The 16713-nt window shown below is 47.0% G+C and carries 17 protein-coding genes; 11 read left to right on the top strand and 6 right to left on the bottom strand.

The window, feature by feature from the left end:
- Window positions 1-30: 30 nt before the first annotated feature.
- The 6 genes from LZZ85_RS03655 to LZZ85_RS03630 all read left to right on the top strand — a co-directional run bounded on the left by LZZ85_RS03655 (window position 31) and on the right by LZZ85_RS03630 (window position 4886).
- A complete protein-coding gene (locus tag LZZ85_RS03655; RefSeq protein ID WP_237868585.1) occupies window positions 31-309 on the top strand; it encodes a hypothetical protein in 279 nt (92 codons plus the stop codon).
- Between the two features lie 160 nt (window positions 310-469).
- A complete protein-coding gene (locus LZZ85_RS03650) occupies window positions 470-1462 on the top strand; it encodes an SDR family oxidoreductase (protein ID WP_237868584.1) in 993 nt (330 codons plus the stop codon).
- A 146-nt stretch (window positions 1463-1608) separates the two neighbouring features.
- Window positions 1609-1797, top strand: a complete 189-nt coding sequence (locus LZZ85_RS03645) for a hypothetical protein (protein WP_237868583.1) — start codon at window positions 1609-1611, stop codon at window positions 1795-1797.
- Window positions 1798-1952: 155 nt separating this feature from the next.
- Window positions 1953-3827 (top strand): PAS domain-containing sensor histidine kinase, encoded by a 1875-nt coding sequence (locus LZZ85_RS03640; protein WP_237868582.1) that lies wholly within the window; start codon window positions 1953-1955, stop codon window positions 3825-3827.
- A gap of 111 nt (window positions 3828-3938) precedes the next feature.
- A complete protein-coding gene (locus LZZ85_RS03635; RefSeq protein WP_237868581.1) occupies window positions 3939-4325 on the top strand; it encodes a response regulator in 387 nt (128 codons plus the stop codon).
- A gap of 354 nt (window positions 4326-4679) precedes the next feature.
- A complete protein-coding gene (locus tag LZZ85_RS03630) occupies window positions 4680-4886 on the top strand; it encodes a hypothetical protein (RefSeq protein ID WP_237868580.1) in 207 nt (68 codons plus the stop codon).
- 187 nt (window positions 4887-5073) lie between these two features.
- Here LZZ85_RS03630 and LZZ85_RS03625 read toward each other — a convergent pair whose 3' ends face one another.
- Window positions 5074-5319 (bottom strand): hypothetical protein, encoded by a 246-nt coding sequence (locus LZZ85_RS03625; protein WP_237868579.1) that lies wholly within the window; start codon window positions 5317-5319, stop codon window positions 5074-5076.
- Between the two features lie 222 nt (window positions 5320-5541).
- Here LZZ85_RS03625 and LZZ85_RS03620 point away from each other — a divergent pair, with 222 nt between their 5' ends.
- Entirely contained in the window at window positions 5542-5952 is a 411-nt protein-coding gene (locus tag LZZ85_RS03620) for a hypothetical protein (protein ID WP_237868578.1), read from the top strand.
- A 115-nt stretch (window positions 5953-6067) separates the two neighbouring features.
- Here the strand turns inward: LZZ85_RS03620 and LZZ85_RS03615 are convergent, their stop codons facing one another.
- The 4 genes from LZZ85_RS03615 to LZZ85_RS03600 form a co-directional block, all read right to left on the bottom strand.
- Window positions 6068-6712, bottom strand: a complete 645-nt coding sequence (locus LZZ85_RS03615; protein WP_237868577.1) for a response regulator — start codon at window positions 6710-6712, stop codon at window positions 6068-6070.
- The gene (locus tag LZZ85_RS03610; protein ID WP_237868576.1) at window positions 6709-8400 is read right to left on the bottom strand and encodes a tetratricopeptide repeat-containing sensor histidine kinase; all 1692 of its coding nucleotides are present in this window, start codon (window positions 8398-8400) and stop codon (window positions 6709-6711) included. Before LZZ85_RS03610 ends, LZZ85_RS03615 begins: the two co-directional genes overlap by 4 nt.
- A 155-nt stretch (window positions 8401-8555) precedes the next feature.
- Window positions 8556-9224: a porin family protein gene (locus LZZ85_RS03605; RefSeq protein WP_237868575.1), complete on the bottom strand. Its 669-nt coding sequence runs from the start codon at window positions 9222-9224 to the stop codon at window positions 8556-8558.
- An 18-nt stretch (window positions 9225-9242) separates the two neighbouring features.
- A complete protein-coding gene (locus LZZ85_RS03600) occupies window positions 9243-10244 on the bottom strand; it encodes a WG repeat-containing protein (RefSeq protein ID WP_237868574.1) in 1002 nt (333 codons plus the stop codon).
- A 250-nt stretch (window positions 10245-10494) separates the two neighbouring features.
- Between LZZ85_RS03600 and LZZ85_RS03595 the strand changes: the two genes are divergently transcribed.
- The 4 genes from LZZ85_RS03595 (at window position 10495) to LZZ85_RS03580 (ending at window position 14387) form a co-directional block, all read left to right on the top strand.
- Complete coding sequence (locus LZZ85_RS03595) at window positions 10495-10896, top strand: BlaI/MecI/CopY family transcriptional regulator (RefSeq protein ID WP_237868573.1); 402 nt, start codon at window positions 10495-10497, stop codon at window positions 10894-10896.
- Window positions 10897-10918: 22 nt separating this feature from the next.
- The gene (locus tag LZZ85_RS03590) at window positions 10919-12493 is read left to right on the top strand and encodes a M56 family metallopeptidase (RefSeq protein ID WP_237868572.1); all 1575 of its coding nucleotides are present in this window, start codon (window positions 10919-10921) and stop codon (window positions 12491-12493) included.
- Between the two features lie 157 nt (window positions 12494-12650).
- Complete coding sequence (locus LZZ85_RS03585; RefSeq protein WP_237868571.1) at window positions 12651-13490, top strand: hypothetical protein; 840 nt, start codon at window positions 12651-12653, stop codon at window positions 13488-13490.
- Between the two features lie 360 nt (window positions 13491-13850).
- Window positions 13851-14387 carry a pyridoxamine 5'-phosphate oxidase family protein gene (locus tag LZZ85_RS03580; protein ID WP_237868570.1) on the top strand — a complete coding sequence of 179 codons (537 nt, stop codon included), beginning with the start codon at window positions 13851-13853 and terminating at the stop codon, window positions 14385-14387.
- 204 nt (window positions 14388-14591) lie between these two features.
- Here the strand turns inward: LZZ85_RS03580 and LZZ85_RS03575 are convergent, their stop codons facing one another.
- A complete protein-coding gene (locus tag LZZ85_RS03575) occupies window positions 14592-16697 on the bottom strand; it encodes a discoidin domain-containing protein (protein ID WP_237868569.1) in 2106 nt (701 codons plus the stop codon).
- Window positions 16698-16713: the final 16 nt, after the last annotated feature.

Raw genomic sequence — 16713 nt, 5'->3', positions numbered from 1 at the left:
TTGTGTCATCATTAACCATTAACCGATTCTATGAGCTTTATTCAACATCTCCAATCCTTCAGACAACGCACGGCTGTGGCGGTGGTGATCTTTACATCAGTCTCGTTTTATGGATGTACCACAAGCGGCAGATCCTGTACGATCCACGGATATGAATTAAAGACAAGTGCGGATAATTGTATTGCAGCATCCGCAGAAACCGATCCCCTGCACGGCAATCAGCCGGTGACTGGGACAACGGCGGAATATGACCTCATCGGAGGTCCGATGAACGAGTCTGCAAGCCTGCCGATGCACATGACCGAATGATCCCGTAATTCATTCCCCGGATGAAATTCAAACGGGAATATTATTTCCACATAGTTCCCGCATAAAAGCCCGCACCATGTATGATCAGGTTTGGCATAGTAATTAATGAAGTAGGGTGAGCAGAACCCTGCTCAAATTATTCCGTTAAAACCTGATGAAAATGAAACACGATTTTGACTTCAGCAATAAAACAGTTGTAATCACAGGTGCTTCGAGCGGCGTTGGCAAAGCTATAGCCCTCGAGTTGGCAAGATATGGTGCAAGGCTGGTCCTGGCTGCCAGAAGAAAAGAAGCACTGGAAGAACTTGCACTCGAATGCGAACAGCTTGGAACCGAAGCGCTCGCCGTTCCGACGGATATGAACGCCATTACAGAGATCCGGGCACTTGCCGCGAAAGCCGTAGAATTCGGCGGCTCCATTGATGCCTGGATCAACAATGCAGGCGTATTAGCTGCAGGACCTGTGGAAGATGTTCCCGCTGAGGTGAACGAACAGGTAATAAAGACCAACCTGACCGGCTATATTCACGCCGCCCATACCATCATCCCTTATTTTAAGAATCAGGAACACGGCATCCTGATCAACAATATCTCTGTCGGCGGATGGTTTCCTACCCCTTACAGCGCCGCATATACCGCCAGCAAATTCGGGCTCTGCGGTTTTTCACAGGCATTAAAGGGCGAACTCCATGGGTGGGACAATATTCATGTATGTGACCTCTACCCCGCCTTCCTTGACACACCCGGCATGCAGCACTCAGCAAATTATACCGGGAAAGAACTAAAACCTGTCCCGCCCGTCTATTCACCACAAAAAGTAGCGGAAGCTGTCGCCGAGTTGATCGACTGCCCACAGCCCCAGAAAACCGTAGGCCTGACCGCAAAACTTCTTCGCCTCGCCTTTCTTGTATTTCCCACGATCAGCCGCACCGCCACTGTATTCGTGATCAGGCGATACCTGAAGAGGGCAAAAGCAATTGAATATACTTCCGGAAATGTCCTGGAGCCGGTTCTTTATGGCACCAGCGCTGAAGGTGGATGGCAAAAGAAAACCGGCAGTTCTTCTTCATCAGTACGAAAAGGTATTGTAGTGGCTGCAGCAGCAGGTTTACTCATCGGACTGCTGTTATCCAGATCCCGGCAGCATTCATAAGCTGGTAACCGCTTCAAATAATCCCGGACAAATACCCTGAAACAGATCGGAGCAGTTATTGTGTTACGCTGGTTTCGCTTACAGCCCGCTGATTGAGCGTTTCCTGCGGTATAGTTATTGATGTCATATTTTTTTAATTTATCAGTATGAGTACAACCCATCAACATAAAAAAGAGAAAAACGATCCTCCTCAAAAGTCCGATCAGGATAAAATGGAAGAGATCAAGATCAATCCAAATCCGCGGGCAAATGCAAATGTTCCGGATAATGACAGTAAGGATAAAAAAGCAACCGAAGGCGTTGGGAGCGAAATAACGGATGGTGAAGGTGGCTGACGCTACTTACTGATCCAACCATTCTGAGGTCAGAAAACCTACATCCGGAAACAGACACCTTTACCAGGAATAACAGCATCCCGGGAAAAGTGATCCGTATATTAGTTATACGATGTTTTCGGTGAATACTTTTAATTTGTATTGCAGCAGACTATATGAGTATTGAACAGCAACAAGGCCGGTCCACTGATAAACTTACCCAAAGCGAAGAACGATTCCGTGCGTTGGTGAACGCGACCTCCGACGTAGTTTACCGGATGAGTCCCGACTGGGGTATAATGAGGCAATTAACAGGTGGAGAATTCCTTTCTGACACAGGTGAACCTATTGACAACTGGATGGAGAAATATATCCACCCGGAAGACCTGGACAAAGTGCATATAGCCATCAGCGAAGCGATCCGGACCAAAACCATTTTTTCGCTAGAGCACAGAGTACAACGGGCAGACGGAAGTATGGGCTGGACCTTCTCCCGGGCTGTCCCCATTCTGAATGAGGCCGGCGAGATCATAGAATGGTTTGGCGCAGCCAATGATGTGAGTGGAAGGAAACAGACCGAGCTTGCATTAAATGCGGCAAAAGAACTGGCTGAACAACAAAAACGTCTTTATGAGACCATCACCTCAGGTACTCCGGACCTGATCTACGTATTTGACCTCGACTATAAATTCACTTATGCCAATGAAGCCCTGCTCACGATGTGGGGAAAGAGCTGGGAGAACGCCATCGGCCGTAAGCTGCTGGAAAACGGGTACGAACCCTGGCATGCTGAAATGCATGAACGGGAAATCGATACCGTTGTTGAAACAAAAAAGCCTATCCGCGGCGAAGTATCGTTCCCCCACGCACAGTTCGGCAGAAGGATCTACGACTACATCTTTACTCCCGTGATCAACGAACAGGGTGTTGTGGAAGCAGTTGCCGGCACCACCCGCGATATCACCGAAATACGCCAGGCAGAAATCACCCTGGCAGAAAGTGAAGCCCGCTTCCGCAATATGGCGGAAGGCTCCAACATTTATATCGCCATGTCTGACGAAACGGGAAAGATCATTTACTTCAATCAGGCCTGGTTGAAGTTCACAGGTAAGTCGGAACAGGAACTGTTAAACTTTAACTGGACCGATCTCCTCCACCCGGACGATCACGAAAAGCATCTCAGTATCTACCGGGACGCGATCAGGGCGGAGCTACCATTCCACGACAGCTACAGGCTTCGTACCAGCGACGGCGAGTACCGCTGGCTGCTGGTTGACGGATCTGTCCGCCGCTACTCAGATGGCTCTTTCGCCGGACATATTGGGGCTGCTGTAGACATCACCGGTCTGAAGGAAGATGAGCAGCGAAAAAATGATTTTATCAGTATGGTAAGTCATGAACTGAAAACCCCGCTTACTTCTACTCTTGCCTATATACAGCTATCCAAAGAAAGGGTTTCAGCCAGTAATGACGATCTCACTCATACCATGCTGACGCGAACGGAAAAGCAGATCAGGAAAATGACTGGGATGATCAACAGCTTTCTCAATTTATCCCGCCTCGAATCCGGCAAGATCCAGGTAGAACCCGTGGAATTTGATCTGGGTGCGCTGATCAATGAGATCCGGCAGGAATTCATGGCCACGATCAGTTCCCACAAAGTTATCTTTCATCCGTTTGAGACAGCCTGCATACTCGGCGATCACGAAAAGATCGCACAGGTGATACAAAACCTGATCAGCAACGCCACCAAGTACTCGGCAAAAAACACACCGGTCGAGATCAGCGTCATTAACAGAGACGGTGAGGTCGAGATCAGTGTGGAGGACAAAGGCGTCGGTATCCGGCAGGAAGATCTCACCAGGGTCTTTGAACGATTTTACCGCGTCCACGACTTTGAAACCCGCAACATCTCTGGCTTCGGCATCGGCCTCTACCTCTGCGCCGAGATCATTAAACGCCATGGCGGAAAGATCTGGGTTGAAAGCGAACTTGGCAAAGGCAGCACCTTCCGGTTCACATTGCCGGTTTGCGGAAAAAAATCCTCATGAGTATATTATTCGTAGTCCGGATACTATAAAATCTCCTTTATTTAAAAGTTTGGTCGATTATTTGCTGCAAAAAGGCATCGTTAACGTACACATACAAGCCAAACACTCATCTTGAACGAAATTTACATGCACAAAAAGACCCTGTTGATCTGCGATGACGACCAGGATATCCTGGATGTTCTGGAGCTCGCATTTAAATCACACTTCCATACGATCTGCGAGGCTGACAGCCTCAAGGTGATGGATCTGCTGCGTACCAACAGGCCGGATATAGTACTCGTGGATCTCTGGATGCCTTTCCTTTCGGGAGACCAGCTGATCCGTTCCATCCGGCGCGATGAAGACTTGAAGGAATTACGCGTTATTGCAATTTCCGCCTCCCAGACGGGTAAGAAGGTCGCTCTCACAGCGGGCGCGGACAGCTTTATCGCAAAGCCGTTCGACCTGGATGAGCTGCTGATGGAGATCAGATCGCTTTCCGGAGAGACCGTCGCATGATCTGTATCTTTTAGGACTGATGGCGGATCGCCTTCTGCATTGATTTCAACTCCATCCAACAACGGGATTGACCATCCATTGCAGACCTGTTTCCGATCAACCGCTTGGCTTATATCAATCGAATAGTAATGGCTGTCCCGTCTCCCTATTCTGCCGAAATTCTAAAATTCTTTGTTAGTAAGCCTTTCATGGCATAAGCTTTGTGCTTCCGGAACTGTTACTGTTCAGAAGCGCAGCTGCCGCGAGCTGCGGGTTAGCTGATTAACCTATGAAAAGTAAAGCGACAAAGGACAGCATGGCTGTTCTTTTTTTGTTCCCTGCTTCTTCGCTTCCAATTTTGCCGTAACTTTTAGCATGAACCGTCTGACCTATCTTTTTGCAGGCTATCTCCGCCGTGATCTTACACAGGCCGAGGAAAGTGAGCTGAAAGTATTCCTGGGCGATGAACCCACCATGAGAGCCTTTGAAATGCTGCTTATACATGAAGACGAGATCTTCGATGATGCAGCACTCGCGATGGCAACCGCCACCCGTGTTTTAAACACAGCTCAACATCACTGAAACACAACCCATACACGGCCGGTGAATCCTTCCAATGCCATTTAGCGATCAACAAGTTTCATTCCTGTCCCGCGTGCCTCACACATCAGCAGCGCGCCGCAGGATCGGACTCATATTCTTCCTTCTGAAAAGCCATCGCTGATGGGATAACGAAAAGATGCAACGATCAGGAGCGAATACAATCATTTTATCCCCCCTTCTTCCAAACCTTCTCAAACATCGTTTGTGAGATAAGATCCCGCAATTCAATTTCCAGGTCATCCAGTAATTGATCGTAAAGCGTGCAGTCTTCCTGTTGTGGGTTATCGGCCGATAGGAAAATTTTACGGCCGGGAGTTACTTCGATCTGGCGGACAGCTTTGCCATCCTGAAAATGCAGGTAGAAAAGTATATTTTCTTCGGCCCAGTACTTTTTAATAAAGACTTCTTTCATGGTTAGGTGGCTGAGGGAAGTGAAGCAATTCGTTGGCCTTATTAAATTACAGGGAAAACTTCTCCCACAGCGGATTCCGGGCGAAGAAGACGCAGGAAAAACACGAATGTGCTAGTTCGTTATACTGTGAACTATAGCCCCGGCAAACGGTAGGGAACAGCGGCAAACATTTTGTTATGGTAGACCGGCAACCTTCACATGCAAACCTTATCAACCTATCATATGAGTCGTCTGACGAAAATTTTCTGCGGCGTTACGCTGCTTACCGTTCCCACGATCGCCTATGGCGGATATTTCCTTTTGTCGATGCTGGCGGACTGGTCACCTGCAACCTTCACTCCTTTCCAGCAATCAATGTTCCGTGCGGGTCATGCTCATGCCGGCGTATTGGTATTGCTTTGCCTGATCGCACAGATCCTGGCTGACCATGCAAGGCTTCCCCAGGTACTCAACCTGCTTGCACGGGTTTCGTTTGTAGCAGCAGCTTTGCTGATCAGCGGAGGTTTCTTCGCAGCTGCCGCCGGAGATGGAGTGACCGAACCAACCTACCTGATCTTTATACTCTACCTGGGAATCGCAGAGCTGGCATTTGCTGTAGTCACTTTGGGGATCGGGTTACTCAGAGCGAAGTAGAGCTTAACTGACCCGGCCGCGACTTAGATCTACCGCTTGAAATATCATCCGGCCTTTACTCCTTCGCTTTTGCGATATTCTTAAGTAGGATCGGCCAGACAGCTTATCATTCTTACTAATCCAATCCCGCTTTGATCGCAAACTTCACCAAACCTACCGTGCTCCTGCAATTCGCTTTCTCCAGGATATTGGCGCGATGATTATCAACTGTCTTCTTACTGATGCAAAGCTTATCAGCGATCTCTTCACTCGTAAACTCCTTTACGATCAGGCCAAGGATCTCCTTTTCCCTTGCGCTTAACTGTCTCAGCTGCTCGTCCTGCAGTTTCTGCTTATTGTACTGGCGATAGATGATCGGAACAATATCCTGCGCAAAATAAGTACCTCCCGCCATAAGTTTCTGCAATGCTTTCAGTAATTCACCGCGACCTGCATTCTTCAGTATATATCCGTCTGCTTCCGCAAATACCGCCTCTTTAACCGCCGCAGGATTATCATACATGGACAGGATCAGTACCTGTATATGCGGGAACTGCGCCTTTACCATTTTGCAAAGCTCCGTTCCACTTAACAGCGGCATACTGATATCCGTCAGCAGCAAATGATACTGATCAGGATTCTCCGCGATCCGTTCATACGCAGCCTGACCATTGTTCGCTTCTGCTTTAATTACATATGCCGGTTCTTTGTCCAGCATATCCCTGATGCCATCGATCATCATCTGATGATCATCCGCAATAAGAATATTGATTGTACTCATTGTAATGGTATGGCGATACTGATTTTTGTTCCGTTCATTTGCTGAGAAGATATATCCATTTTCCCTCGCAGCATATTCACACGCGCTGCAATATTTTTCCAGCCGATGCCGGATGATCTGGCTACAAGTGATGTATCCATTCCCTTCCCATCATCACTGGTATTGATAAAAAAACTATTATCGTTACCACTGATAGAAATATGGATATTCGAAGCTTCCGCATGTTTTACAGTGTTGCTGATGATCTCCTGGATGATCCTGTAAATGGACAATTCCTGCTGCTTACTGAATATATACTGTCTTGAATAATCATCAACCGACAATGTGATCTGCGGACCGCCTTTCACCGTCATCTTTTCACACATTTCTTCCAGTGCAGACACCCAGCCGAACTGCAGGGATTCCGGAAGAAGATTATGTGAGATATGCCGCACTTCTTTGATCGCTCCGTCAAGAAATCCTGAGGCATCATCCACGGCCTGGCCGGCAGGCATCGCATTCAGTTTCATCTTCACCGCAGACAACTGCTGTCCGATACTATCGTGAAGATCACGCGCAATCCTGATCCTTTCATTCTGCTCTCCTTCAAACAATGCTTCCGCGGCAAGCTCTTTTTGCCGGAAAATCTCTTCCTGTAACTTCCTGACCCTTCGATACTGAACGTTACGGTAAAGCAGATAGGCCACACCGCCAGCCAGCAGAAGAAAGATAGCTCCGCCGGTCAGCCAGTAATTCTTCCGTGCGATCTCAAACTCCTGCGCCTGGATCATCTGCTGCTTCTTATCCGTTTCATAGCGGATATTCAACTCTGCCAGCTGCCCGTTCTTCTCCTGGTTAACGACGCTATCCCGGTACACGACATACTTCACATGCATTGCAAGAGCCGAACTGAAGTCACCGATATCCCTGTAGTATTCAGAAAGAGAATAGTAATAGTCTTCCAGTTTTGTATAATCAGGAGAGGTTTTCACATATACACCTGCTTTATCAAAATACAAGCGGGCATTCTTAAGATCATGTATTCTTCCATATATCTGAGCGAGGCCAAGGTATGCGCTGAACCAAAGAGCGCTGTCTGACGGGTTTGAAATAAAGTTGATACTTTCTTCAAGGTATCTGATCCCTTCCAGTGTATCGCCCATTTCAAAATGAATGGCCCCCAGATTCTTATATCCTTTAAACAACCCTACTGTATCTTTTGCCAGCCGCCTTTGCGCCAGCGCTCTCTCAAAATAGCTAAGACTTAAAGAATCTTTTTCAAGCATGTAGTACACATTCGCAAGCGAATTATACGAATTTGCCAGACCTCTGTGATCAGTTGTCTTTTCATAAAGGCTGATCGATCTTAATGCATACTTCTCCGCATCAGCATAGTTCTCGGTTTCCATGAATGTGGCAGATAGATTATTGATATTGGTTGCAATGGTCGGCTGATCATTGAACTTCTCCGCGATCCTCAGTGAGCGGAAAAAACACTCCGAGGCCTTTACAAAATTACCCTGCTGAAACCAGGCATTCCCCATCCGGGAAATGATCTTTCCTGCCTGTGCGGAGTCTTTGACATTTTTCAACTCCAGTTCAAGGTCTTCCATGGACTGCGCTCCGGCCTTACAGTACAGCAGGATCAAAAGAGAGAACAGCGTTACTATTCGCATAAAGGTGGTGGTGATAAATGGCTTGTCTGACAAATATATTTTTTATTGATCATGATGCCTAATCTCATTGGGAATGCTGCCCGCGTGCGTTTAGTTAGTTTAAAGGTTTAATAGTTTAATAGTTTTCGGAGAAGCACCCGGAGCAATGCTCTTACGACCGCACGCTGGTTTTCTACTGCCATCTCAGATCAGTTTTTCGTATGTCCAAACATCCAGGAAAGGTTGAGGGAAAAATTCCGGTTCCTGATGGGCTTTAATGCGGGATTGGATTCAATGTTTTTAAAGCCGATCTCATAATGAATATGAATGCCGACAGACCGGAGCAACCTGAATCCCGTTACCGCGCGCAGTCCATAATCCAATCTCCGGAATGCATCCGAGCTGGCACTTCCGATGGAGTACTTGGTGGTTGTCCTACTGTCGTCAAATTCTACAATGGTCACCGCAGCCCTCACCAGTCCGGCTACATAGGGCCCTGCTCCGACCTCAAATTTTGGCTCTCCCTCATCATCTGTATCCGACAAAGAAAAGCTTGCCACGGCAGGGAGAGACAATTGCAGGTAGCTTAACCTGTTCACATACTTCAAAGGCCCGGTAAAGCCGATCGGATACGCCGGATATTTTACCGCTCCTTTTTGAGTGAAGCCCAATTCCGGTTGCAGGGAGACCTTTTCCGATAAGGGATTCCGGTACCTGAGCCCCACATTAAAAGCAGCAATTGTTTGGCGTGAGCTCAGGTCAGCCGGGTCTGCAGGATAACTATACTTTGAAAGGTTTAATCCCGTCGTCACACTAACCTGTGCGTGAGCCGTGGCAAAGAAGGTGCAGATCAGGCCTGCAAGAAAAAGATGTTTCATTTATCGATTTTTAAAAGCTCAGGGATTGATCTGTTTACCTGCTTTGTTAATCAATATATTTTTCCCGGCAAGTTTTACGCTGGCTTTGCCGTCTTTAAAATCTCCTGCATCTTCATACACCACAGGGATCACAAGCGTTCCTCTCTCATCTATATAGCCCCATTTTCCGCCTTTCATGTATGCGCCGAACTTACTTTCTCCCTCAGTCTTAACAGCACCGATATTTATCTTTGCCAACCCTTCGTGAAAAAATCCTGCGTCATCATATTTAACGGGCGCTACCACTTTTCCATTGATATCAAGAAAACCCCATTTACCTCCGTAAACGATCTCCCACACCTCATCAAACTGCCCACCGATATTTACCCTGACCAATCCCATCTCCAGGATGAACATATCATCGTAAGTTAACGCGGTCAAAGGCCTGCCTGCTTTATTCAGCATGCCGCATTTGCCGTTGTTCCGCACGATATAAACTCCCTTGAACTCATTTTCTACCTGATCGTATTGAAGAGGAATGATCTGCTTTCCAGTAATATCCACTACACCCCATTTGCCACCCGTAAATGCATCCACATAACCGTCATATGCGCCGCCTTTGTTTACTCTTACGGCGCCATCGATATAATCCCCCACCATATCATAAGCTGGCGGAATGACCTCTTTACCCCGGCGATCGATAAGCCCCCATTTACCACCCTCAAAGTCTCCGTATTCGTCAAAGTCACCTCCTTTGTTGATGCCTGCATAACCATTTACATATGCGCCAACCAGGCTGTATTTGATTTGCACCACGATCTTGCCAGCGGCATCAATAAATCCGTATTTATCCCCCACTCTTACGGCGGCAAGACCCTCGAAGAATTCGTCGATGAAATCAAACTGTGGTTTAACAACGATCTTACCATCGCTGTCTTTTATACCATACTTTTCGGAAGCGTCTTTAAAAGGAGTCGGTTGCTGTGCCTGAACCGACAGGGCAACTATGCATGCAACGAGTGCGGTGGTTATTTTTTTCATGGTACAAACTTGCGAAGGACCGGAGGAGTTATCAATAGGAATCGCTACTAATAATGATGGGTAATTATACCTATACGACGAACACAGATAACCGCAGAGCTCGATCCTGCTACCTTTTATTGACTATGATGCCGGAAGTTTTAAAAAGGCTGGCATCCCGCCCGGAGGTGCTGCCCCACCCCAAACCTTAAATTTTTCAAAAAAACCAACTTATATTTTGAACGTACGTTTTTTATCGTACCTTCACTTCATGACAGAAAAAAAGCCCAAACAAGGCATCGTTCCAACAAAAGCAGAAATGGATGTCCTCCAGATACTCTGGAAACATGGACCATCGACAGTCAGGTTTGTGCACGACCTGCTCAATACACAAAAAGACACCGTCCAATATACCTCTACGCTGAAGCTGATGCAGGTGATGGCGGAGAAAGGAATGCTGTCACGGGATGAATCGAGCATGAAACATATATACAGCCCGTTGCTGGATCAGGACAAGACGAAAGGCGCCATGCTGGGGAAATTCCTGGATACGATGTATGACGGGTCTGTAAGCAATCTTGTAATGGCGTTGCTTGAAAATGAAAAGACTTCCAATAAAGAACTCGCGCTATTGCAGGAGCTGGCGAAAAAACTTCCAAAAGATAGTAAGTAATATTAACCGATAAAACCTGTCTATGAGCTTTGCTGATCAATTGCTGCAGGCGTTAAGCCGGACCTTTCTCCACTCCTTCTGGCAGGGACTGGTATTGTCCATCATTGCAGGATGCATCATGCTGATCACCGCAAGAACGTCGTCAGCCTTGCGATACAGGTTGCTGACTGCATCATTCTTTACATTCGTTGCGATGGTTGCTTTTACCTTTTTCCAGGAATGGAATGCCGTGGCCGCCGGCCAGGATCTGGTTCGCAACGGTTCTGGTTCTTCAGCGGTGAACTCAATACTGCAGCAAGCCTGGTTCAGAGATCTGTCAGGCAATCTTTCTCAATTATTGCGCGACTATTCATCGTGGATCGTTCTTGCCTGGTCCGCGATAGTAATGATCAAGTCCGGAAAGATGATGCTCGACCTCTTATATATCTCGCGTCTCCGGTCACAACGGATCTACTCCCCTGTTGATGAATGGAAATCCAGGATGCGCGCGCTCGCGGCCCAGATCGGTGTTAAAAGAGCAGTATCATTGGTTGAATCAGGTATGATCAAAGTACCGATGGTGCTCGGTCACCTGAAGCCGGTGATCCTGATGCCCATCGGCATTTTAAACCATATGAGTGAAGCGGAAATTGAAGCCGTACTCTTGCATGAACTTGCTCACATACGCCGGCATGATTATCTGGTAAATTTTATCCAGCGTATTGCCGAATGCCTGTTGTTCTTTAATCCCGGATTGCTCTGGGTATCTGCCCTGATGAGGGTCGAGCGGGAGAATTGCTGTGATGATATTGCAATTGCTCATACCGAGAACAGGTTGCAATTTGCAGAAGCACTGATCAGCTTTAAAAAATATTCGATGAATCCCCAGTCGTACATGATCGGATTTGCCGGTAGAAAGAATGTTCTGCTTCAACGCATGACCCGCATCGTTTACAGAAAGAATACGACACTCACCGTGTTTGAACTTGTTTTTTTCGCTGTGAATATATCATTGCTAAGCCTGCTGCTTATCTCAAAAGGACAACAGGAAAACCGTGTACTGGCAGCAAGCCTGGAGCAGGCGAAAGTGCCTCAGCAGTTCGCGTTACCGAATAAGGAACAGTCTCAACAGGATGCAAAAACAGTAACAATAAAACGTCCGGCTTTTACAGTAAAAACAAAAAGCACAAAAGAAAGAGCACCACAGGAAAGAGTTGCGGCATTTGTCGCCGATGAAATAAAAGCCGTTCAGGAACAGCACAGGGAGGTCGCCGAAACGAAACCGGTTAAGGAAGAAGTGCAGGCGATCGATCATAGTATTACTGCCGCAGAACAGAGACGCCTTTCGGATATCGCCCGTCAGGACGCCGAACATCAGCGTGAAATGGCTGCCATCAACAGACAGATCGCGGAAAAGCATCGTGCAGAAGCTGCTGCGTTCCGTAAGCAGGCAGATGAGGAAAGAAAAATAGCAGAGATCGCCCGCAGGGAAGCTGAGATCAAACGTGCTGAAGCAGATATTCATCGAAGAGAAGCTGAACAAATGCGGAAACGCAGTGAAGAGAATCGTCACCGTGCAGAATCCAGATACTCATCCAATACCCAGCGTACACACTAGCATTTAATCACCTTAAATAATGACCTGACCGGAAGGATACGGGATGCGCACCCGCTACGCCTGCTGGAAAAGGTATGCCCGGCAGTATAGCAAAGGCAGAACACGCACGAAAGCGTACCGGGATCGTTTTGCCTATCATCTAACAAAAACAAAAAAAATGAAACATCAATTCCTGATCATTGCAACCCTTGCATTGGCTCTCACAGTGCACAATACAGACGTTCACGCTCAAAACAAACAGACTGAGGTGCAGAGTGTTTACAGCTACAATGGAAAAACAACGATCAATACCACAGAAGACGGCCAGAAGTTTGAGATCGAAATGGAGGGCAAGAAAATAATACAACTGCATGTGGACGGAAAAAAGATCCGTGAAGAAGACTTTTCGAAATACGAAGCAACCATCAAAAAGATCGAAGAGCGAATAGAGAAAGAACGCGCAAAGGCTGAGAAAGCAAGAGCCGAAGCTGCGATCCATCGTGAAGAAGCCGCAAAGCACCGCGCCGAAGCTGAAGTGCATCGCAAGGAGGCTTCAGCAGCGAGGGAGGCTGCAGAAAAGGACCGTAACCGCGCAGCCGTTCAACGGCAGGAGGCAGAGACACAGCGCAGACAGGCAGAACAACATCGTACACATGCCGAACGGCAACGCGAAGAAGCTCAGGCACAACGCGCCGTTGCGGACAGGCATCGCGCCGAAGCGGAAGTGCATCGGAATGAAGCAGAGAAACATCGTGCTGAAGCCGAAGTTCATCGCGCTGCCGCCGCAGAAGAACGAAGAAAATTTGATACAATGATCGATGAACTGGTGACTGACAAACTTATTCCCAGCCGCAAAGAACTGCGCTCGGTTATTTTCGACAACAATGAATTACTGATCAATGATGTGAAGCAACCCGACGCCGTTTACAAAAAATACAAAGAGAAGTATTTGAAGAACACCACTGGAAGGATAACCTTCCGCAATGACGATGGTAGCAGAACGATTTCGCTCGACTGATACCCATGCCTCAAATACCCTCAAAAAGAGCCCGGTCAACCGGGCTCTTTGCTTAGTGATCGGGAACAAATGTCGTTTGGGACAATCACTAACGGTCCAGGCCGGACAAGATTGATAAAGATCAATCTGCCAACTCATTAAATTTTCAGGATTTTCCCGGTCATCTCGGGAACACACAATTCCGTATTCAGTGGAATAACGGTAACATGAGTCCCGTTTCATCATTTCAAAATATGTACAGCCTGATTTCTGTTCACTCATTCTATCCAGGAACAGGTAATTGTTAAACAAAACCGCTGCTTTTCTTCTTGTAAACCACGTTGCTTCATGGCATATATTCTGCACTACACATAAAAAACAATGGATAGCATCAACAAACAACAAGAAGAGAAAAACAGGGAAGATCTTCAGGCAACCGAAGCCTGGCAAAAAGTAAAAGAGATGGTAGAGAATGCGGGCAGTTGTTTTTTCTGCACAAAGATCTCCTCAAAGGATATGATCACTACACGTCCAATGGCTGTACAAAAAGTAGATGATCATGGACACTGCTGGTTCCTGAGCGCAAGCGACAGTCATAAAAATGCTGACATCGATCAGGATCCTTCCGTACAATTATTCTTCCAGGGAAGCAAACACTCAGATTTCCTGACCCTCTATGGCGTAGCAACGATCAGTCAGGATAAAGGAAAGATCGACGAACTATGGAACCCGATCCTCAAAACCTGGTTCACAGGTGGCAAAGACGATCCACGCATAACCGTTATCGAATTCGTCCCCAGGGACGGTTACTACTGGGACACAAAACACGGTCAGTTAGTAGCATTCGCCAAACAACTGGCCGGAGCCGTTATGGGAAAAACGCTCGATGATTCTATTGAAGGAAAACTCAAACTGTGAGGGGAGAGAAGTTTAAAAGTTTAAGGGTTTAAAAGTTTAAAAGTTTAAGAACTTTAATGTTTTAAGAGATAGATCACCATTAAATCTTTAAACTCTTAAACCCTTAAACCCTTAAACCCTTAAACCCTTAAACTCTTAAACTTTTAAACTTTTAAACCTTAAACTCTTAAACTTTAAACCTTTTAAACTTTAAAACTCATACCCTCACCTTCCCCTCACCCCCAGTTCCGCTATTACCGCCTGTGATCCGGTGGTAACGCGAAGCGGCTCGAATCTGATAAAGCGTGTTCGCATGGGTGATGAAAAACGGATCACCTGCTCAATCGGGTTGGCAGCGATATTGGCAAATTCTCCCTGAGTAACCTCCTGCCATTTTTTCCCATCTGAACTTACGGACAATTTATATTGATCAATTATTCCTTCCTTCTTTCTATCCTGGCGGGGCAAATAAGTAACAGCGCTGATCGCTTGTTCTTTTTTTGTATCAATGATCACACTGGTTTCTGTCTGAGCATTCATCTCAATAGCAAACAATGTAGAAGGATCCTGATCAACCGCTTCAGAGGATTGCGGCTGGTTGGCTGTGTTCAGGATAGCCCAGTTGATTGATGGAAGCCCAAACTCTTTTACACCTGTTGAGCTCATCATCCCGTCTGTTGCAATACTCTTTGCTTTGACCATTCCGCCATCCGGTAAATAGAATGGCTTTTGATAAAGCGACGATTGTGATGTTGGCTCAGTTCCATCAGTTGTATAATAAATAGCCTTACCTGTCGCCGCAGTATTGATTGTAATGTATCCTTCCCTGTTACCCGATATCTCCGGTGCAGACAAATTCAATACCTCATTAAAAAGACCAAGATCGCTCAGTGTGATGGAAGCCATTGCACCTGTGATACGCAGGCGAAGTTTTTCTGGCCTGACAGGCTGGGACAAACGAAGAAGCCTGTTACCTCCAATTGTTGTACCACCAGCGATCTCTTTCCACTGGCCCTGGACCGACTGATCAATGGCGAAAGAAGTGATACGCTGACCAAGCTTTATATTTTCGCGCAACCGGATCACGTTGAATTGCGCCGTGTCTGGAAGATCGATGATTAATTCAGCTGTGGTGACACTATCATCAGTTGCCCAATAACTGTATCGGTCATTATCAACAAGCAAGGACGGGCCGAAGGCCTTACTGTTACCGCGCATATTGCTTGCGGAAAATTTTGCAGTTGCCGCAAGGTTAACGGCAAATGTTTCTTTCAGCAACGCGCCAAACTGTTGCAATACCTTCACATCATTTTCGTGGAGGATGCCGCGCTTATCCGGAGACAGACCGAGATCAAGCGCTGCATTTCGCCCGACGCTTTTGTAATACAGATCGAGCAGAACAGCGGGCGACTTGACCTGTTCGTCCTGAGAAGCATGATAGAACCAGCCTGGTCTTAATGGCACGTCGCATTCCGCAGGCATCCAGTATTTACCATTCCGCGTTCCTTCCGTAGCAAGCCAGTATTTTGAAAAGCCATTAGCCGGCTCTTTTCCTTCTTCCCGGGCCTCGGGTGTATAAGTAGACCAGGATGTTTCCCCGGCAAACCCTTCCTCATTGCCCACCCAGCGTACATCAGGACCAATATCTCCAAAAATAACGGCTGACGGCTGCATGGCACGGGTGATCCTGAAGGTTGAATCCCAGCCATAGTAAGAAGTACGATCGATATTTCTTGTTTCCCTGGCGCCGCCATAATAACCATCCCCACCATTTGCACCATCATGCCATGAGGTGAATATCGTACCGTAATTAGCATACAGCTCACGCAACTGTTCGCGGTAAAGCGCTACATACGCGGGCGTTCCATATTCCGGACTGTTCCTGTCCCACGGAGAACAATACAATCCGAGTTTCATATCCAGCTTTTCACAAGCCAGTTGAAACTCTTTGACCATATCACCTTTACCACCTTTCCAAGGAGCTGCTGAAATATTATGTTCAGTGGTCTTTGTGGGCCACAAGCACAAGCCGTCATGATGTTTCGCAACAACGATCACCCCTTTGAATCCGCCGGCTTTCGCCGCACCAACGATCTGCTCAGCACTGAACGCGGATGGATTTAATAGTTCCGGAGATTCATCACCATAACCCCACTCCTTATCTGTGTATGTATCCACACCAAAGTGAATGATGCAATACATTTCCATCTCCTGCCATTTCAACTGGGCATCGGTAGGCAGCGCACCAAATGCCGCAGGAGGAGGCGGAGTCGACGTTGAACAGGCGATACATGAAATAATTACAAACAGCAACAGGATAATGCGGGCCATACCGGGCATATTTAAT

The organism is Terrimonas ginsenosidimutans (genome assembly GCF_022012415.1).
GTDB lineage: Bacteria > Bacteroidota > Bacteroidia > Chitinophagales > Chitinophagaceae > Terrimonas_A > Terrimonas_A ginsenosidimutans.
The sequence above is the reverse complement of the archived record's forward strand: the minus strand, read 5'-3'. Positions and strand labels throughout refer to the sequence as shown.